The sequence below is a fragment of the Comamonas testosteroni TK102 genome, assembly GCF_000739375.1.
Taxonomy (GTDB): Bacteria; Pseudomonadota; Gammaproteobacteria; order Burkholderiales; family Burkholderiaceae_C; genus Comamonas; species Comamonas brasiliensis.
The window spans coordinates 1,713,041-1,732,299 of sequence record NZ_CP006704.1; the positions used below are offsets into that span (position 1 = coordinate 1,713,041).

Annotated in this window: 19 protein-coding genes, 2 pseudogenes and 1 other annotated feature; of the genes and pseudogenes, 9 read left to right on the forward strand and 12 right to left on the reverse strand. The window is 56.1% G+C overall.

What is annotated here, in order from left to right:
* Window positions 1-323: 323 nt before the first annotated feature.
* A complete protein-coding gene (locus tag O987_RS07735) occupies window positions 324-794 on the forward strand; it encodes a hypothetical protein (protein WP_043371451.1) in 471 nt (156 codons plus the stop codon).
* A 305-nt stretch (window positions 795-1,099) separates the two neighbouring features.
* Here O987_RS07735 and O987_RS27555 read toward each other — a convergent pair whose 3' ends face one another.
* The 8 genes from O987_RS27555 to O987_RS07775 are packed head-to-tail and all read right to left on the reverse strand — an operon-like array spanning window position 1,100 to window position 6,832.
* Complete coding sequence (locus O987_RS27555; RefSeq protein ID WP_158407668.1) at window positions 1,100-1,417, reverse strand: NIPSNAP family protein; 318 nt, start codon at window positions 1,415-1,417, stop codon at window positions 1,100-1,102.
* The gene (locus O987_RS07745; protein WP_043371453.1) at window positions 1,414-2,223 is read right to left on the reverse strand and encodes an alpha/beta fold hydrolase; all 810 of its coding nucleotides are present in this window, start codon (window positions 2,221-2,223) and stop codon (window positions 1,414-1,416) included. The genes O987_RS27555 and O987_RS07745 overlap by 4 nt, the downstream gene beginning before the upstream one ends.
* Window positions 2,224-2,976, reverse strand: coding sequence for a ferredoxin--NADP reductase (locus O987_RS27560; RefSeq protein ID WP_051962139.1), 753 nt, complete (start codon window positions 2,974-2,976; stop codon window positions 2,224-2,226). It abuts the gene before it with no gap.
* Window positions 2,973-4,688 carry a thiamine pyrophosphate-binding protein gene (locus O987_RS07755; protein WP_051962140.1) on the reverse strand — a complete coding sequence of 572 codons (1,716 nt, stop codon included), beginning with the start codon at window positions 4,686-4,688 and terminating at the stop codon, window positions 2,973-2,975. Before O987_RS07755 ends, O987_RS27560 begins: the two co-directional genes overlap by 4 nt.
* Entirely contained in the window at window positions 4,685-5,887 is a 1,203-nt protein-coding gene (locus tag O987_RS07760; protein ID WP_235214300.1) for an alpha-hydroxy acid oxidase, read from the reverse strand. Before O987_RS07760 ends, O987_RS07755 begins: the two co-directional genes overlap by 4 nt.
* 15 nt (window positions 5,888-5,902) lie before the next feature.
* Complete coding sequence (locus O987_RS07765; RefSeq protein WP_043371457.1) at window positions 5,903-6,181, reverse strand: 2Fe-2S iron-sulfur cluster-binding protein; 279 nt, start codon at window positions 6,179-6,181, stop codon at window positions 5,903-5,905.
* Window positions 6,178-6,504 (reverse strand): hypothetical protein, encoded by a 327-nt coding sequence (locus O987_RS07770; protein WP_043371460.1) that lies wholly within the window; start codon window positions 6,502-6,504, stop codon window positions 6,178-6,180. The genes O987_RS07765 and O987_RS07770 overlap by 4 nt, the downstream gene beginning before the upstream one ends.
* 22 nt (window positions 6,505-6,526) lie before the next feature.
* Window positions 6,527-6,832: a 2Fe-2S iron-sulfur cluster-binding protein gene (locus tag O987_RS07775; protein WP_043371463.1), complete on the reverse strand. Its 306-nt coding sequence runs from the start codon at window positions 6,830-6,832 to the stop codon at window positions 6,527-6,529.
* A 244-nt stretch (window positions 6,833-7,076) separates the two neighbouring features.
* On the opposite strand from O987_RS07775, the gene O987_RS07780 reads away from it, so the two are divergent.
* The 6 genes from O987_RS07780 (at window position 7,077) to O987_RS07805 (ending at window position 13,745) form a co-directional block, all read left to right on the forward strand.
* Window positions 7,077-7,793: a TenA family transcriptional regulator gene (locus O987_RS07780; protein ID WP_043371465.1), complete on the forward strand. Its 717-nt coding sequence runs from the start codon at window positions 7,077-7,079 to the stop codon at window positions 7,791-7,793.
* Between the two features lie 126 nt (window positions 7,794-7,919).
* Window positions 7,920-9,092: a mandelate racemase/muconate lactonizing enzyme family protein gene (locus tag O987_RS07785; protein ID WP_051962142.1), complete on the forward strand. Its 1,173-nt coding sequence runs from the start codon at window positions 7,920-7,922 to the stop codon at window positions 9,090-9,092.
* Window positions 9,093-9,122: 30 nt separating this feature from the next.
* Complete coding sequence (locus tag O987_RS07790) at window positions 9,123-10,109, forward strand: tripartite tricarboxylate transporter substrate binding protein (protein ID WP_043371468.1); 987 nt, start codon at window positions 9,123-9,125, stop codon at window positions 10,107-10,109.
* A gap of 23 nt (window positions 10,110-10,132) precedes the next feature.
* Complete coding sequence (locus O987_RS07795) at window positions 10,133-11,587, forward strand: aldehyde dehydrogenase family protein (protein WP_043376224.1); 1,455 nt, start codon at window positions 10,133-10,135, stop codon at window positions 11,585-11,587.
* Window positions 11,588-11,653: 66 nt separating this feature from the next.
* The gene (locus tag O987_RS07800) at window positions 11,654-12,643 is read left to right on the forward strand and encodes a Bug family tripartite tricarboxylate transporter substrate binding protein (protein WP_043371470.1); all 990 of its coding nucleotides are present in this window, start codon (window positions 11,654-11,656) and stop codon (window positions 12,641-12,643) included.
* A gap of 193 nt (window positions 12,644-12,836) precedes the next feature.
* Window positions 12,837-13,745 carry a LysR family transcriptional regulator gene (locus tag O987_RS07805; protein WP_043376226.1) on the forward strand — a complete coding sequence of 303 codons (909 nt, stop codon included), beginning with the start codon at window positions 12,837-12,839 and terminating at the stop codon, window positions 13,743-13,745.
* A gap of 241 nt (window positions 13,746-13,986) precedes the next feature.
* On the opposite strand, the gene O987_RS27815 is transcribed toward O987_RS07805, so the two are convergent.
* From O987_RS27815 to O987_RS29825, 4 genes and pseudogenes are all read right to left on the reverse strand, one after another.
* Window positions 13,987-14,286, reverse strand: coding sequence for an H-NS histone family protein (locus O987_RS27815; RefSeq protein WP_080731469.1), 300 nt, complete (start codon window positions 14,284-14,286; stop codon window positions 13,987-13,989).
* Between the two features lie 330 nt (window positions 14,287-14,616).
* Window positions 14,617-15,188, reverse strand: a pseudogene (locus O987_RS29380) (DDE-type integrase/transposase/recombinase); the annotation flags it as partial.
* Window positions 15,189-15,249: 61 nt separating this feature from the next.
* Window positions 15,250-15,937, reverse strand: a pseudogene (locus tag O987_RS07810) (helix-turn-helix domain-containing protein).
* Between the two features lie 97 nt (window positions 15,938-16,034).
* Window positions 16,035-16,319: an IS3 family transposase gene (locus tag O987_RS29825; RefSeq protein WP_080731471.1), complete on the reverse strand. Its 285-nt coding sequence runs from the start codon at window positions 16,317-16,319 to the stop codon at window positions 16,035-16,037.
* Window positions 16,320-16,334: 15 nt separating this feature from the next.
* Window positions 16,335-16,450, reverse strand: a sequence feature (AL1L pseudoknot).
* 561 nt (window positions 16,451-17,011) lie between these two features.
* Between O987_RS29825 and O987_RS27830 the strand changes: the two genes are divergently transcribed.
* A protein-coding gene (locus tag O987_RS27830; protein ID WP_144244987.1) for an IS5 family transposase occupies window positions 17,012-17,820 on the forward strand; the annotation gives its coding sequence in 2 pieces (ribosomal slippage) (window positions 17,012-17,342 and window positions 17,342-17,820; 810 coding nt in all).
* An 86-nt stretch (window positions 17,821-17,906) separates the two neighbouring features.
* Complete coding sequence (locus tag O987_RS07820; protein WP_043371474.1) at window positions 17,907-18,932, forward strand: IS110 family transposase; 1,026 nt, start codon at window positions 17,907-17,909, stop codon at window positions 18,930-18,932.
* Window positions 18,933-19,259 lie beyond the last annotated feature (327 nt).

The window sequence follows — 19,259 nt, forward strand, 5'->3', positions numbered from 1 at the left end:
AAGAGAAATATCTATCCGAGAGCAAGCGGCGAAGGAGTTGTCGAGTGTTGAGCTACAGGTGACTTGCTGCAAGACCTCTTGTCTGGTGCGACTCCAGGACGAAGATGCTCTTGGGCATCGGGCTGAGAGGTCGGGCCGTGGTGTTGCAAATGCCCAAATCGGCTGGGCATCCATGAGTATTCAGCTCTCAATATGATCTCACCCAGGGCCTTCCAAAGGCGGCAGGATCTAGGGATCCGCAAGGGCTAACGTCGAAGCAGGAAGTGTCTTTGACGATAGGAGCTGAAGGAATGCCCATGATGCAAGCTACAAGGAGATGAAAAGTGGGTCAATCCTTAAGGGAGGTCATAGATCTTCTCTACAAACCACCACCAGGCGTTCGTCAGGCAATAGCTGTTTCGAGAAGGGTGGCAGAACAACTTCCGCCGCTCAGCACTGTGGCGATGATTTCGATCACTGCTCCTGAGCGAGCTCCTGCAGAGGTACATGGATTTAGCCAGCTGTTGCGGCTGAGCTTTGCCGACGTCGATTTTTTAAACACGGAGATTTCTGCGCGAGCGAAGGCAAAAATCAAGGACGGTTTTACGCCCCTGCAGGCGGAGGAAATTCATGCGTTTGTGAGGGCTCTAGCGCCGGAAATCAGGAGCGTGGTCGTGCATTGTGAAGGCGGCTATTCGCGATCATGTGGCGTTGTCTTAGCTCTGCACAATATCTATGGCTTTGCTGTGAACGCGAGCAGTCTCGATCAAGCCAATCGGTCTGTTGTAACTACCATGGAGGTGAGTAAGCGTTGATTGACGCTGCGGCTACATGAAGTTGAGAGCATGATTCCATTTCAAGCAGACCTGCCCCCGGCTTACGCTGCGAGGTCTCAAGATGAAGATGGGCTTACCACTCCATTCGCAAACTAAGAACGGCCCGTTTCTGGACCGGTCTCTCGTACTCCGGATTGCTGGTTGAGTCGACAATCCGGGGCTTTGGATTTATGGAACATGGACCACAGAAGCTACCGTCTGAACGCTACCTTATGGTGTCGAGGTCCAATGTTCTAGAGGTTTTGTCTGGGAGATGCATCTGGCAGATCACATCACCAGAATGCTCAGGTGTTCTGTGTAAGCAGCCAGTCGATACGCTCAGAAGTTTGCTCGGCCAGCAGTGGTCCGTTGGTTTCGGATTCGGATTTGGCTTTCTGCCATTCAGGATCATTGCCAAATGCGAGCCAACTGGCAGTGCGCTCATCTTCATCACGAAATGCCAGCACGTAGCTCAAGGTGCTTGCCTTATCGTGAAATTGAACCACGACCAGTACTTGCATTCCCAGTCGCTTGAAGATGGGTAAAGTGACCTTCATGAAACGCTCACGCAGAGCATCAGATTTGCCTGGGTGAGAAATGTATTTTTTTAGTTCGTAAATCACGATACGCGCTCCAAGTGTCGTAGCAAAGCGTCATTGAAGGCTTCGGGCTGATCTACGTTTGGTAGGTGACCAGCGTTGGCGATCTGCACAAGTTCTGCCCCCTTAATATGCCGAGCGATTTCGGCCATTGCGGCAGGTAGCACGCCGTCGTTCGCGCCCACGATCAACGTGGTAGGCAGTGCGATTTTGTGTATGCGATCCAAGTAGTCGAGGCTTTGGATTGCGCGCGCACAGGCGACGAAGCCAGTCACCGTAGTGGCAGATGTCATCTTCAACAGATGCCCCTCCAGATCGGGGTTCGCATCCAGGAATGCACGGCCAAACCAGCGGTCGATTGTGGGCTGGGCCAATGGTGAGCAGCTGTTCGCTGTTTCGGCGATAGAAATACGCTCGTCCCAGGGAGCGGCGACTTCTGGCGGTGCATCGGCGCGTGCAGCGCACAGACAAATGCTCTGCAAGCGATCAGCATGCGACAGCGCCAGTCCGAATCCGCTCATACCGCCCAGCGACAAGCCCACATAATGCGCCTTTGAAATATCCAGTGCGTTGAGCACTGCGATGGTGTCGCTCACCAGCGTCGCCATGGTCGCGTGCGTCGATCCTGTTCTCGAGCCACCATGGCCCCGCGTGTCGATACGCACTACGCGCCAGCCGCGACCGGCCAGAAGATCGGCCTGTGTCTGCCACATCGCACTACTGGCAAGGATAGAGTGCGTGAAGCACACTACGGGGGCTTTCACGTCGCCATGCAGATGGACCTGCAGGGTAGCGTCCGGAAGTTCGATTGTTTTGGTGTTTTCGGTCATTCAATACCCCGCGAAGAATTCAATAGTCACTTGCTCAGGCGGTACGCCGCAGGTGTCCAGGCAGTCTTGCAAAGCCGCTACCATTGCAGTTGGGCCGACGATGAAGTAGCGGCTACCCATCCAGTCTTGAACCTCATCCTGGATCAGCTGAGCGTCAATAAAGCCGCTTCTCGCCACTGGGTTAGCGACTGTTTCTTCAGAAATTACGTGAACGACACGCAGTGACGGCACGCTGGAAACCAGGGCATTAAGCTCATCACGCCACGCCGCAAGCTCTAGGCTGCGGTTGCCGTAAAGCAACGTCACAGCCGGAACTGCTTGGCCGTTTGCAACACGCTGCTGGAGGTCGCGCAACATGCTGTAGAAGGGCGTAATTCCAATGCCGCCGGCAACCATAACCACAGGCTGCAACTCTCCTTCAGGCAACACGAAGTCACCCATAGCTGGGCTCAGCCCCAAGGAAAGGCCTTCTGCACCGATCGGTGCAGCAGCCAAATGCTTTTTAAAGGCGCTGTCGCGCATGCGCACGGCTACTGTGAGATTCTGATCATGCGGAGCACTGGCGATGGAAAGCATGCGCTCGCCATCGTCGCTTCCGTCTGAGGGAGCTTCAAAGTCGAGCAGTTGTATGCTCACAAACTGTCCCGCCTCAAAAGCGAAGTTCTCGGGCCGCTCTATCTCAAAAGCGACAGTGTCTTGTGCGATGGTAGTGCGCGAGAGTAGGCGCACGGCATATTGGTCGATGTCTGTCATGACAGCTCCTGAACGTGGGGTTGAGTTGATGGGGTGCTGCCAGGTGTCTGAGCACGCAAAGAAGTCACCGTTGCACGCGGGGACAGTGCTTCTGGACTCACGCGTAGCTCGATAAGCGCAGGACGACCGGCGCTGAGGGCACGCTCCCAGGCGGCGGGAAACTCCTCAGTGCGATGAACCACCTCGCCGTGTGCTCCGTACACCTCGGCCAGGGCTGCAAAATCTGGGTTGATTAGCGTTGTGCCGACAACACGGCCGGGATGATGGCGCTCCTGGTGCATGCGGATGCTGCCGTACATGCCGTTGTTGACCACCACCACGACCACGTTGGCGCCGTACTGCATGGCTGTGGCCAGTTCTTGTCCCGTCATTAGGAAGCAGCCGTCGCCAGCGAAACTCACCACAGTACGCTCGGGATACGCAAGCTTGCAAGCGATGGCGGCCGGTAGGCCGTAACCCATGGTCCCGCTGCAAGGAGCTAGCTGAGTGCGCAGACCTCGGTACTGATAAAAGCGCTGCACCCATAAGGTGTAGTTGCCTGCGCCGTTGCTAATCACGCTGTCGGCAGGCAATGTTTCGCGTAGATGGCACATCACCTGACCCAGATCCACGAGGCCAGGCATTGGTGGAGGCACAAGATTGCTTGTGTAGTCTGCATGTGCAGCTTTCGTCCAAGCTAGCCAAGGCTTCGTGCCAGGTGCTGCTAGCGCGGCAGCTGCTGTCGCGAAGCCTCCCATGCTGCATGTGAAGGCGAGATCGCTGTGATAAACCTTGCCTATCTCTTGGGGATCGGGATGTACTTGCACAAAGCGTTGACGCGGGCGCGGAACGTCCAACAGTGTGTACCCTTGCGTGGTGGTCTCGCCCAAGCGTGCACCAACGGCAAGTACCAAGTCCGCATCGCGGATGCGTTGCGCCAGGTTTGGATCCATGCCAAGGCCAGCCTCACCCACGTACAAAGGATGATGGTTGTCGATTAGGTCTTGGCGGCGGAAAGCGCAAGCCACGGGAAGTTGAAAATTTTCGGCGAACTGCTGGATGTCCGCGCAAGCCTCAGTAGTCCAGCCTCCGCCGCCGAGCAGCAGCAACGGCTTGCGCGCTTCACTCAGCAATTCGCCAAGCGCGGTCATGTCGCTTGCGTCGGGACAAGCCCTTGCACGGCGATACGGCGGGCAATCGGAAACCACAGCAGCTTCTTCCAGCATGTCTTCGGGAAGTGCCAAAACGACTGGGCCAGGGCGTCCCGAGGTGGCTACGTGAAAGGCTCGGTTGATGTACTCGGGAATGCGACTCACATCGTCAATCTGGTCGACCCACTTTGCGATTCCGCCAAACATCTGTCGGAAGTCGATTTCCTGCCAAGCCTCGCGGCCTCGCGTGTCCCGCGCCACCTGCCCAATGAACAGGATCATTGGCGTGGCGTCTTGGCTGGCCGTATGAACACCGATGCTGGCGTTAGTGGCACCGGGACCTCGCGTCGCGAAGCAGATTCCAGGTTCGCCAGTGACTTTGCCGTGCGCTTCGGCCATGAAGGCCGCGCCTCCCTCCTGCCGGCATACCACCAACTGGATATGTTCACGAAGGTCATGAAAGGCGTCGAGTGCGGCGAGAAAGCTCTCACCAGGCACGCAAAAAACACGCTGCACACCTTGTTGATGTAAGGCGTCTACGAGAATGCGACCGCCCGTGCGTGCTGCGGTATGGGAGTTCATGGCAGTTCCTTCAATGGGATGTTGTCAGCCGCGAGAACTTCGCCTGCACGGCACAGAAAATCAGTTGAAAGCTGCGCGATATCTGCGCAACCCAGAAGCGCGAGGTCGACATCGATCTCGCGCTTAAAAAGTGCCAAAGCTTGTGCAGCACCTGCTTGACCAGCAGCAGCCAACCCATACATGGCCGGACGGCCTACGAGGGTGGCATGCGCTCCAAGGGCAAGCGCCTTGAGGACATCTGTACCGCGGCGAATGCCACTGTCAAGGATGAGGGGGAGCCCTGGGGCTGCCAGTGCCATAGCTGGCAGGGCATCGAGGGACGTGACGGTGCCATCAAGTTGGCGTCCGCCGTGGTTGGACACCACTACTCCATCAATGCCTATGCTCTGGGCCATTACTGCATCGCTTGCTCGGAGCAATCCTTTGACCAGTAGGGCGCCATTCCAGCGCTCACGGATCCAACGGATTTCCTCCCAGGTCATGGCAGCGCGGCCAGCACGATGATCACCCGGTGTAGCTCTGATGATGGGACCACCACGAGTTGCCGTGAAGTTTTCAAAGTGTGGAACGCCTTGCGCCAGTAGCGTGCGCACGAAGTTTCCGAGTAACCAGCGTGGACGTAGAAGCCCGCCCATGATCAGCGTGGGATTGGGCCTCAGTGGGATGCTGAAGCCATTACGAATTTCGTTCTCACGCATGGATGCGATTTGCACATCAACGGTCACAACCAGCACGCCGATACCCGCTGCAGCAACTCGCTCCAGAAGTGGTCCGATGACTGCCGTATCAGCTGGCAGGTAGGCCTGATACCAGGTATCGGGATTGACCTGAGCCACACGCTCCAGCGGGGTCGTGGAAGCTGCACTGAGCACATAGGGCTGACCAGCCTCATGGGCTGCACGCGCTAACGCCACGTCACCGTCGAAATGGCACAACGTGGCTACGCCCATAGGCGCGATGCCCACCGGCGCGGAATACGTTTTACCGAACAGCTCTACTTTCTGCGATCGCTTCGCCACGTTAACCAGCGGGCGTGGCACAAATCGCCAGGCATCAAAGGCCGCACGATTGGCTCGCAGCGTTAGCAAATCCTCGCTACCTCCACTTACATAGCCAAAGATGCTGGCTGGCAGCCGTTTACGTGCAGCAGTTTCGAGATCCCGGATGGATAGGGCGTTGTTCATTGAATGGGTGGTCATTTGCTTGATCAGTCGCTACCACGAGACACTGACGTCTCCATTGACGAACGTCTGGCAGGCCATTCGGTAGCCTTGGTCTATTTGCTCATCACTCAGGTGTTTACGTTCTTTAGGCTTGACAGCGTCGACGTGCTCCTGACCTTGTTCGATACGACATTTGCACGTTCCGCATAGGCCTCCGCCGCACTTGAACGGAATGCCTCCTTGCCCGCGCAGTGATATGCGAAGCAAGTTGCTGTTCTCGGGGCCTTGAAGCACCTTGTTGTCATTGGTAATGAAGGTGACGCTGATCATGATGTGGCCTTTGCACTTGCATCCACGCGGCACAGTTGCGCATCGATGTGCCCGAAACTTATGAGTTGCTGGAGTTCGTCTCGCGCAGCTTGCACACTCGTGAAGCACGGTAGAAATTTCGATGGCACTAAGTTGCGCACAAAGGGAGGGGTTTCCTCTATCAGTGTTACGCGGACTGGGTGCAACAGTTCTGCGATCACGAAGCGCGCACGGCGCTTGCCGTAGAAAAGGTAGTCGTAGCTTTCGACTGGGATGAGGCCTTCGCATAGCTCTGTGCGAAATTGGCCATCCTTGTCGGTGAGGATGACATATTGGTGTTGCATGGTTGTCGTTTCCGAGGCTTGCTCAAGACGCAGTCGCGTCGTCCTGGCTGATCTCGATGTCGTGGTTGATCCATAGCTGGCAAGCCAGCCGATAGCCTTGTTCCAACCGCTCTCCAAGCTGCTTCTTCTCTTTCCAATTGGGCTCAGCAAGATGCTCGGCGCCCTGATGCACTTTGCAGGTACATGTGGCGCACTTCCCCATCCCGCAGCTATAGCGAAGGTGAGGAAACGGAAATTGCTTGATGCCCGCTCGTACCACCAGATTGGTGTTTGGTCGAACCTCGCCTTCGTGGCGCAGGCCGTCCTTGAGGATGACGACTTTGGGCATTGGGTTGTCTCGCTTGATGTGTTGCTGTTCTCATTGCACCGCTAACGGCACGACTGAGTGCAAATGTCCAAGCGCGCCGCTTCGACGTCAAACCACATCAAGCATGTCAATGTAACCTATCAATAATCATGATTGATCTTGCGGTTATCCATCAACGAAAAATACGATTTGTCATCTACCAACCGGGCCACCGGATAACACGGCGCAACTGCCTGATCGATCCAGCCCACATTAGGAGCCCCTGATGACAGCTTTGATGAACAAAGAAGATTTCCGCAACGAACTCGAATCTCGAGTGCGCGGCAGGAGCGCGAATAAGTCGCCCTTCAGCGTGGCCTGGGCCGAAGGCCGCCTTACACGCGAACAGCTGGCGCGCTGGGCCGAGAATCACTATCACTACGTCGGCCCCTTCGCTGATTACCTGGGCTTCATTTATTCGCGTACGCCCGCTAGCCTCATGGAGGTGAAAGATTTCATGCTGGCCAACATGTACGAAGAAGAAATCGGCGGCGATCGTCATACAGATTTGCTGATCCGATTCGCTGAAGCGTGCGGTTCTTCTCGCGAACGAGTGACCAACCCAGACAACATGCTGCCGTCAACTCGCGGTCTGCAAAGCTGGTGCTACTCCATGTCCATGCGCGAACACCCGGTTGTAGCCGTGGCGGGCATCGTAGTTGGGCTGGAGTCGCAGGTGCCCTCGATCTATCGCAAGCAGGCTCCCACTCTGCGTGATGTCTACGGTTTCACTGATGAAGAAGTGGAGTTCTTTGACCTGCACATCGTTTCCGACGAGATTCACGGCGAGCGTGGCTACCAGATCGTGCTGGAGCATGCCGATACGGTTGAGCTGCAGCAGAAGTGCCTGAAAGCCTGTGAAGTGGGTGCTCAGATGCGCCTGCTCTACACCGCCGAGCTGTACCGTGAATATGTGCAGGCGACTGAGACTGTCGCAGCCTAACCCTGGGGCGTGATCTGAGGCGGCGTAGACATGCCGCCATCAGAGCAACGGTGAGTGTAAAGCGTCGCTGAAGCAAAGGTCGCTTCAGTAGACGCAGCTACTTTCAACAAAAATGAGATTCCCCTCATGAACACATCTCGGACAGCTGAGCAGCTGCAGTTCGCCATTTCCGACGTCCAGGCATGGGCCACCTCCTTTCCTGTCCCTGAAGGCTCAAGCGTGCGTCTGGCTGTAGGTCGTGCTCTTAAGCGAGATGCCGTGGTGGTCAAGGTCACCACCGCCTGCGGTTTGGTCGGTTGGGGTGAATCCCATCACGGCAGAGCGCATAGCAGCATCGCACATCTCATCAACCACGCTTTGCGCCCTTTGGTAATGGGCCGTGATGCAACCGACGTACAGGGCGCTTGGCAGCGAATCTACCAAGCCCAACTCGCCGCGATGGGAACAGGAACAGCATGCGTGCTGGCCATGAGCGGAATCGACATGGCTCTATGGGATATCCGTGCCAAGGCCGTGGGGTGGCCTCTGTACCGTTTGCTTGGTGGCGCACGAAAAGCCTTGCCCGCCTATGCGGGCGGAGTGGCTCTTGGCTGGCAAGCACCTGCAGCACTTGCAGAGGAAGCGCTATCCCATGTGGAGGCAGGATACCGCGCTGTGAAACTGAGGCTAGGTGACACGGTACAGAATGACATTGCCCGTGCCGAGGCCGTACGCCAGGCGCTCGGCGACGACATCGTGATTCTGGCTGATGTCAACACCGCGTACAACATGGACGATGCTCGGAGTGCAATTCCAGCGTTGGATGCACTGAGGATTGGCTGGCTCGAGGAGCCTTTCACCCCGCATGACACACGCAGCTACCGCCAGGCCAGAGCACTCGGTCATATTCCTTTCGCAGCAGGAGAGAACCATTACACGCGCTTCGAGTTCGCACGCCTTATCGACGAAGGGGTGGTGAGCATCCTACAGCCGGACATTTCCAAGACAGGCGGTATCACGGAAACGCTACGCATCGCAGCGATGGCGTCAGCGCACAAGATTGCTGTGCATCCTCACAGCTCTATGACGGGCATCAATATGGCAGCCACCTTGCATGTGCTAGCAGCTATCGATGGCAACGGCTACTTCGAGGCTGATGTCTCCCGTGGCAACTTGTTTCGCGACGGACTTGTGTCAACACCCTTTACGGTCAACGCGCAAGGCTGTGTCCAGCCTAGCGAAGCGCCTGGTATCGGCGTTGAGGTTGATGAGGACTTTCTACGCGGGCATCCAGCGATTGAAGGGCCGGCTTACGCCTGAGCCCAAACCAATAAAAAATCGGAGACAAAAATGCACCCCGCGATCAACCGCCGACGGGCACTGGCTGTCCTCGGCAGCACCATTGCTTGCCAAGCCGCACCATCTGCTGCATTGGCTCAGGCCTTCCCCTCTAAACCGGTTCGGATCATCGTCCCATATCCAACGGGTGGCTTCAATGACACCCTGGCTCGTTTGGCCGCAGCCAAGCTGACCCTGCAGTGGAAACAGCCAGTAATTGTGGACAACCGTCCAGGCGCGGGAACGACAATTGGCACCCAAGCTGCCGCCAATGCCGCGCCTGACGGTCACACGCTGTTGGTCGTGCAGTTTCCATTCGCCGCCAATCCGTGGCTATACAAGAAGCTTCCGTATGACACCCAAAAGGCTTTCGCCCCAGTCATCCTAGCAGGCCGCTCTCCCATGCTACTGCTCAGCCATGCAGGTAGCTCACTAAGAACGCTACAGGACGTAGTAAACGCCGCCAAAGCCAAGCCCGGTCAGCTGAACTACGGCACGTCCGGTCCTGGCTCGTCAAATCACTTGGCAATGGCCCTGTTCGAACGGCGCTCCGGTACGCACATGAACCAAGTTCCCTATAAGGGAAGCACGCCATTGCTGACAGACCTAGCAGGCGGACAGGTCGAGCTGGCGGTGGACCTCTTGCCACATGCCTTGCCCTTCATTCAGTCAGGCAAGGTTCGACCTCTGGCAATAGCGACGTCACAGCGCTCCCCCTTGATGCCAGAACTTCCCACAGCTGCTGAACTAGGGGTGGCCGGTTACGAAGCTGCTGGGTGGCATGGCTTTGTGGTGCCGCAGGGAACTCCTACGTCAGTGGTGACGAAGATCAACCGAGACCTCAACGCGATGCTTATTCAAGACGATGTTCGCAAGATCTTCGCACAGCAAGGCGTTGTTCCCGATGGCGGCACTCCCGAGCAATTCAGTACCTTCATCGACAGCCAGCTGGCGCTTTGGAAGAAGGTGGTGGAAGACGCACGGATTACAGCTGAATGAGCCGCTCTGCTAAGGAAAACCCCATGACACAGTTACAAGCCCTCAACCTCATCGCTGGCGAATGGTGCCCGGCTCAGTCGAACGACTGGGCTCCCAGCTTTGACCCCTCTAATGGCCAAGTGCTTGGCCGATTGGCAGCTTCCGCGAGAGCTGACGGCGTTGCGGCTATCGCTGCCGCACGTGCAGCCTTCGAGCGCAATCAGTGGTCGCAAAGCCCTCGGGTTCGTCAGATGGTTATGTTGCGTTGGGCGGATCGTATGGAGGAACGCTCTGAGGCTTTAGCTCGTCTGCTAACGCAAGAAAATGGCAAAGTGCTCGCGCAGTCCCGCGGAGAAATCGCGGGAGCCATTTCAGAGATCCGTTATTACGCAGGCCTCACTCGCTACATGCCCGGCCATGTGTTTGAGGTGGAGCCCGGTACCTTCTCCACTCTGCTCAAGGAGCCAGCTGGCGTGGTTGGCATCATCGTTCCGTGGAATGCACCTGCTGTACTCTTGATCCGTTCACTCACGCCGGCACTCGCGGCCGGCTGTACCACTGTTATCAAGCCGGCGGCGCAAACGGCCCTCATCACGGCCGCTCTTATCGAGACTCTGCACAATTGCGAAGGTCTTCCGCCTGGTGTGGTGAACTTAGTCAACGAGACTGGCCATGAGGTGGCTGCACTGCTGGCGGAATCGTCCGATGTAGATGTGATCAGCTTCACGGGTTCTAACAATACTGGTCAGCGGATCATGGCAGCCGCTGCACCTACGATGAAAAAGCTCTCGCTTGAATTGGGTGGCAAGTCAGCCTGTCTCGTTTTCGAGGATGCGGACGTGGATAGCGTCGCACCAGCCATTGCAGCAGCGGCCACCATCATCACCGGGCAACAATGCACAGCAGCGCGACGCGTTCTGGTGCATGGCAGTCGCTATGAAGCGATGAAAAAGGCATTGGCATCGGCGCTGTCCGGCTTGAATGTGGGCCCTGGCCTTAGTGTTGGCGCACAAATCGGTCCCATGATTGATACAGACGCGGCCATCTCTGTTGGTGCTCGCATCGCCCAGGCCATGGACGCTGCTGATGAAGTTGTTCTGCGCGGAACACGTGGCGACGGTCCGTTGGGAAATGGTGCCTTCCTCACGCCCACACTGATTGCTCATCGCGACACACAAGCCTTCTTCATTCAAGAAGAAATCTTCGGTCCCCTATTGGTGTTGGAGCGTTTCGAGGATGAATCCGAAGCAGTCAAGCGCGCCAACCACACCGAATTCGGATTATCTGCCAGCGTTTGGACACGCGATGGCGCTCGCAGCATGCGGGTGGCCCGGGCGCTACGAAACGGTACCGTTTGGATCAACGATCACAACAAGCTCTTTGCCGAAGCCGAAACCGGTGGCTATCGCCGTAGCGGATTGGGTCGTCTACACGGCTACGACGCACTAATCGATTTCCAAGAGATTAAACACATCTACCAACACGCTGGCACGGTTTAACACCCAGCGAGTTACGAGTAGGAATAGGCCTAAGAGCCTCAAATAATTATTCCCAAGGAGACAACGATGACTACTTTTCGACGCGCACTGGTCACTTGCTTGACTGTTGCCCCCCTGATCGCCGCGATACCCCAATCTGCCAGGGCCGATGCGGCTGCCGGCTACCCCAGTAAGCCAGTGCGCATAGTCGTACCGTACACTGCGGGCGGTTTTAACGACACCCTTGCACGGGTGGTCGGCCGTAAGCTACAAGATGCTTGGGGACAGCCATTCGTCGTCGATAACCGGCCCGGTGGAGGCACCGTGATCGGAACCGAGAGTGGACTGAAGGCGGCACCCGATGGATACACACTGACGATTGCCAGTTTCCCGACGGTTGTGAACCAGTATCTCTACAAAAAGTTGCCGTACGACACGAACAAGGACATCGCTCCCATCATCGTCGCCGGCGCTACACCCAATCTATTGGTCGTACGTGCGGACTCTCCTTTCAAGAGCATGAAGGATCTGATCACGGCCGCCAAAAAGGAACCAGGCCGCTTCAACTATGCATCGGCTGGCAACGGCACTTCCCTGCATCTGGCCATGGAATACTTCAAAAGTGTCGTTGGTATCAATTTAACCAACATACCTTACAAGGGCAGTGCACCGATGATCACAGACTTGCTGGGAGGCCAGGTGGATGTGATGTTCGATAACTTTCCAAATGCGCAACCCCACGTCAAGGCAGGGAAGATGCGTGCGTTGGCCATCACCTCTGCTACTCGCTCACCCGCATTTCCAGATGTGCCTACTGTCGCGGAGCAAGGCTACTCTGGCTTTGAGGTTTCGCCTTGGTATGGCTTTATTGCGCCAGCCGCCACTCCACGGCCTATTCTTGAGAAGCTCAACGCCGAGATCAACAAGATTCTTGCCATGCCCGACGTCAAGGCGGTGTTTGATGCCCAAGGTGTGACCGTCATTGGTGGATCACTGCGCGACTTTGAGAGTCATTTCCGGGCGCAGAGTTCGAAGTGGGCGCCTGTGATCCGAACCGCCAATATCTCTCTGGATTGATTGGTAGTACACGGGGTCATTGCTCCATCCGCTAAAGGCCGTATTACGACGGACTCTGGATGAGAGCAATGACCTCGATGCAAACCAACGAAATGGCCTCGCTTCTATTGCGCACCTCATTTGGAAGGGCTCGGCTTTTAAAATATTGATGGAGACGCTTTTCAGCGTGTCAGTTAATCAAAGGCTAGGTAACGTGGACTTTCGGCAAATCCAGTACTTCCTCACGCTAGTAGAGGACGGTTCCATGACTCAAGCTGCCAAGCGCCTAAACGTTGTGCAGCCAACCTTAAGCATGCAGCTTGCCAAGCTTGAGGAGGAACTAGGCCAGCACCTGTTTGAGCGGCGTCGCCAAGGCTTGGTCCCGACTACGGCAGGGCGATTGATGTACCGGCTGTTCACCCCGATCCTGCGCGATATCGAAGCTGCACGAGCGCAATTAGTGCAGCGAAGCGACGCTGTCACAGGTCATGTGTCCCTGGGACTGCTGTCCTCGCTTGCCGAAAGCGTATTACCGGAGGCGTTGTCGCGCTTTAACACCGCCTATCCACATGTCGAGGTAACCATCTCAGTGGGCTACAGCACTCAGCTTATAGATTGGGTGAGCAATGGCCAGGTCGATGCGGCCATCATCAACCAGCCACGGGGCAAGCTTTCTCTAGCAACTGAACCCCTGGCCGAAGAAGATATGTTGCTCGTTGCGAGCAAAACAGTAGGTCCGAGTCTTCCTCAGAGCATCCGATTCGCGCGTTTGCCTGAACTGGGATTTGACTTGGTGTTGCCGACTCGCCGACATGGCCTGCGCGGTGTGTTGGACACGGCAGCCTTACAGGAGGACGTCGTGCTCGCGCCGAAATTCGAGGTCGACGTGCTTGGTGCCATTGTTCGGCTCGTGGAGAACTCCAACTTCGTCACGATTTTGCCCCGTGTCGTCGTGCAAAGTAATGTGAACGAGGGCACTCTGCGTGTATGCCCAATCCTATCGCCTCGGATTGTTCGCCAAGTGATCCGGGTAAGTCATCCGCAGCGGCCATTGAGCGCAGCTGCTCACGCACTAGTGGACTTGGTAGCTGACGAAGTACGGCGTGTGCTTCGGATAGAGTGAATTGTCCGCCTTTAAACCAGAGTCGCTGCGGTGCTTACGGAGGCTCAACATTTTTTTTGGTCCCTATCGATGACGACATTGTGGTGCTCTACAACCGGTCACACCGCCCTGTCATCTGGATGGCGTCAGCCCCGAGACATTTGACTAGCCCGAGTTTTTGGCTGGAAATTTATCTGAAGGAGCAGGAGACGTCCAAATGAAAAGTGGCCTCGAAGGCCACTTTTTTGCTGTCGCGAAGTCATCAGATTTCAAACAGCGATCGATCCTTGTCCTTGATCCATGTTGGAGGCTTACCTCGGCCAGTCCACGTTTGGCCTGTGCTGGGGTCACGATACTTCGGCGCAACCGAAGATCCAGCGTTTGTGCGCTTTTGCTTTCCTGAAGAAAAGATGTCGTTTTCGGTAAGCCCAAAGGCCTCAATGAGCTTTCGGATTTCCTGCACTGCACCAGCTACTTCTGCTTTTCTAGCAGCAGCAATCTGTTGCTCAAGGGCTGCACGTTGTGCCAGTAATTGTTGATACGAGCTGTTGGAGTTCGTCATGTTGCTTTCGACACTTGTCATTGATGGTGATACGCAGGTGCATGATTCTGAGGCAGATGCGGCATCTTTTGAACCTTCGATTACCCGAAATAGCTATTACTTACTAGTCACGGACGATGGTCTCAAACTTCCAGGCAGGGTGGAAGCGGTCCCGTTATATAGGTTCAACCTTTGTCGTGCCGGAAAACCAAGGTAGCAGTTGCCGCTGACAATGTAAAGCCAATCTGTAGCTTCTACAGCCAAAATTAGAAGCAGGCACAGCTAGAAATCACTGACGGAACAGAAGCATCGACATTGATTTCGACTGAATCACACCGAGTTTGGCGGAGGCTAGTTGGTTGAAGTGCAGGCGTCAGCCCGCACAGGTTTGGCAAATTGCCGCGAGTAGCTCACCTCGGCTTCTACTGGCGGTGTATGCCCTATGGGCTCCAGTAGGCGCTGGAGGTTAAACCAATGGACCCATTGCAAGGTCGCTAGCTCCAGGGATTCCCTTGTTCTCCAAGGCCCCGCTTGTGGATGAGCTCCGTTTTGTACAGGCCATTGATGGTCTCCGCCACGGCGTTATCCTAGGAATCCCCAGCACTCCCAACTGAGGGCATCGGACCTGTCTCGGCCAAACGTTCGGTATAGCGCTCGGATACGTATTGGCTGTCTCTGTCGGAGCGGTGTACCAAACCCGCCTCCAAGCTTGGCTGCCTTGCGTACAGGGCTTGGTCTGGCGCATACACCACAAATTCGGTGCAAATGTGGCTGCTGACTGGCCAGCCCACAATGCGGCAGGCATAGACATCAATCACAAACGTCACAAACTTCTGCCCTTGCCATGTCGATAAATAGGTGAAGTTAGCGACCTAAAGCTGGCCTGGGCGCTGTGCTGTGTACTGTCGATTGACGAGGTCTAATGTGTAGAAGTTCCGATCTGATCTGACAGTTGCTCCCGTTTCGGGCGGTACGGCTGTCAGATTAATTCAGCGCTTTTACCTTCTCGTCCCAAACCTCCTTTGCATCCATCAGCGTTTGCAGCGGCGTCCGGCCACAGCACATCTTGCCTTGATGTGTTCGCTGCCCGTTGTAGTAATTGATCCAGTCGTCCAGATCCGTTTGCAGCTCGTCAATTGATCGGTAGATCTTGCGCCTGAACGCCACCTGGTAGAACTCCTGCAGGATGGTCTTGTGGAATCGCTCGCAGATGCCATTGGTCTGCGGGTGACGCACCTTCGTCTTGGTGTGTTCAATGTCATTGACGGCTAGGTACAGCTGGTAGTCGTGCGTTTAGGCCTTACCGCAATACTCCGTGCCCCTGTCGGTCAAGATTCGCAACAGCCCCATGCCTTGCTCGGCCAGGAACGGCAGCATCCGGTCATTGAGCAGATCAGCACCCGTGATCGGTGTCTTGGTGGTGTACAGCTTGGCCGCAGGCGAGGACAACCGCTTCAATGGCTTCATCAACCCGGTTCTTGGGATTGGGCTTTCGCCGAGAGGTCTGGATCAGGGCTTCAACGCCACCTTCTTCGTGGGCATGCTGATAGCGATAAAAGGTGTCACGGGACACGCCCATGACTTTGCATGCCTTGGAGATGTTGCCCAGCTCACTGGCCAGATTGAGTAGGCCGACCTTGTGCCGAATAATGGTTTGGTTGAAACTGTTCATGAGGTTTCTCCGTTGGGCGCTCGCGCGCCCGGATTGATAAAGATTCGTACCCTTATCAAAACGGAAACCTCACCTATTGGCAAGGCCCACTGTCAGATCAAGTCTGAACTTCTACATCTAATGTGTATGGTCTTGCAGCATCTGGGGGTGTCGTAGGCACTTTCTTGCGACGTCTTGCACCTTCAAGTCCCAGCTTGTGCATCAGGCGTTGCACCGTGCAGCGGGCAATCGGCAAACCCTCTCGGTGCATTTGCTTCCAAACTTTGACTGCCCCGTGAACCTGCCAGTTGGCTTGCCACACACGTTGAATATGGCCGCAACGTTCTGCGTCTGATTGGCTCCGGCTGAAGCGCAGCCACGGGCAGTTTCTTTGCTGAACCATGCTTCTATAGCCTGAAGAGGCAATTTGCAGCAGCTTGCAAATTGCCTCGGTCCCATAGACATTGCAGTACTTGTCTACGACGTCAATCAGCTCTTTATTCTTCGAGCTAGCTCCGCCTGCGCAGAAAAGCGTTCGCAGGCTTCAGGATGTCGTTGGCCCTGCCCAATTCTTTGTTTTCCCGCTCAAGCGGTTTGAGTCGTTCACGCTCATCCGTGGTGAGTCCTGGTCACAGGCCCATGTCGACTTCATTGCGTTGAATCCACCCGTGCAGGGTGCTGACAGAACAACCAATTTTAGGCGCCATCGATTCACACGCACCCCACAGCGATGCGTAAGCCAATGATCTGTTCTTCTGTAAATCTCTTTTTCACGTCCAATCTCCTGTCTTCGGGATTGGACTTTAGAGCCAGACGCTACTCAAATCCGGTATGGGGACGTCGGGATCGGTGGATAAGCCAACCCACAACTAAAAGACGCTATCGCAATACCAACTGGAAGCAGTACTGCTTCTCCGTTCCCTGACGATTTGGTTGGATCAGAAGGTGTCTTGGTTAGGCCCGTCGACAAGCCACTGGACTTTTGTCCATTCAGCACTCGAGCTACCTGGCCTTGTTTGGCCGGAACCAGACTTAAGAGCCGCTAACACCACTTCCCTTTGAGACCGGCACGAAGCATTTATGCTTCGTGCCCTCATGGCAAGACAACCCGTTAGCAAAGAGCTGTGGCGACAACTGCAGCCCCTGATTCCGTCCTTCACTCCTTCCGCCAAAGGTGGTGCACGCAAGCTCGGCGTGAGCAATGAAGCAGCACTCAATGGCATCTTGTTTGTGCTGCATACCGGCATCCCATGGGAAGACCTTCCACAGTCCCTGGGATACGGCAGTGGCATGACCTGCTGGCGGCGACTACGCGACTGGAGCGCCAGCGGCGTCTGGCAGAAGCTGCACCAAGCCATGTTGGTGCGCCTGCGTGAACATGACCAGATCGATTGGAGCCGGGCCAGCATTGATGGCTCCTCGGTACCAAGCCCCCGGGGGGCCAGGAAACGGGCCCCAACCCCACGGATCGAGGCAAACGCGGCACCAAGCGACACATCGTTGTAGACGCCAGAGGCATCCCGCTGGTGATCTTGGTCAGCGGCGCAAACAGACATGACTCGATGATGTTCGAGAAGTGCATCGACGCAATTCCTGCGATTGCAGGCTTGCCAGGACGAGCCCGCAAGCGACCAGCGAAGCTACATGCCGACAAAGGTTATGACTACCGGCGTTGCCGCGCCTATCTCAGGGGCCGGGGCATTGCTAGCCGAATTGCGAGACGAGGAATTGAGAGCAGCGAGAAACTGGGCAGGCATCGTTGGGTCGTTGAGAGGACACACGGATGGTTTGCGGGCTTTGGCAAGCTGCGAATCCGTTTTGAAAAGCGCTTGGACATCCACGAAGCGTTGCTGAAATTGGCTGCTGCAATCATCTGCGCTCGCTTTGTGGATCGGTGGTGTTAGATGGTATGGAAGCCTCCCTCCCGAGAGGCTTGTGCTCTGCACCAATCAGGGCCAAGGTGTGAAGTCTTACTGCACAGGAGACTGTCATGGACCATACCGTTATTGCGGTTGACACTGCCAAGAAGGTGTTCCAGTTGCACTGGGTGGAGCACGATACGGGCAGCATAGAACGGCTGCAACTCAAGCGGGCGCGCTTGCTTGAATGGTTTGCCATCCGTGAGCCATCGCTCGTGGTGATGGAGGCTTGCGGCGGCGCGCATGAGTGGGCTCGCGCTTTGACGAAGTTGGGGCACGAAGTGCGCCTGATCTCTCCGCGCAAAGTCCGGCCGTTCGTTCAGCGCAACAAGACAGATGCCGCGGATGCACAGGCGATCTGGACAGCGTGCCAGCAGCCGGGCATGCGCTTTGTGCCCGTGAAGACCCAAGCGCAGCAGGTAGTGTTGTCGTTGCATCGGATCCGGGCGCAGCTCATGAAGAGCCGCATCATGCAGACCAATGAACTGCGAGGCATTCTCTATGAGTTCGGCCTTGTGCTGCCCGAAGGGCATCGCGCACTGCTCCAAGCAATACCAGACGCGCTTGCTGATGCAGCCCAACGCCTGCCAGCGATGTTGATGGAGAGTCTGAACGAGCAAGTGCGCCGCATTGCCCAACTGAGCCAGGATATCAATCAGATCGAACACAGGCTTGCCCAGCAACTGCGTGAGTCCCCGCACTGCCAGAGCGTTGCTCAGATACCCGGCATTGGCTTGCTCACGGCGACCGCAGTTGTTGCCAGCATGGGCAATGCCCAGGCGTTCAAAGACGCGAGAGAGTTCTCAGCGTGGGTCGGATTGGTGCCACGCCAAAGCGGCACAGGTGGTCGAGCGCGGCAAATGGGCATCAGCAAACGTGGGGACGCATATCTGCGAACGCTGTTGATGCACCCGGCGAGATCTGTTGTGCTTAAAAGCCACGAGGCGTCCGCATGGCCGTGGCTGCAAACGTTGCTCAAACGCAGGCCCTACAACGTAGTTGTTGCGGCAGTTGCCAACAAGCTGGCCAGGACCATCTGGGCCGTGCTTGCCAAAGGGCAAGCGTGGAGTGCGCAAGCTTGGCAGGGCGCGCACTGAAGAGCACGAAGAATTGATTGCGAATCTGACGTTTTGAAGGAGAGCAAGCGACCCGAAATGTGTGATGGACCAGACAGGTCGGACCGAGATGAGGACACTCCGATAACAGCCAAGAGCGCTCAGCTCGAGTGTTAGATGGGAGCCTCATCAGCGAATGCCATCAGTGCCAGCAGGTGTACCAGCCTGCGCAATAGGCCGGATATAAGACTGCAGCCCTGCCTCCTGATTCTTCATGCACAAGGGTTACTTGTAATCCGGGAGGCTTCCATATAAGCAGCTCTTAGTGGCGAAAACTGCACATCGGAATTTATGCACAGAAGCTGTAAA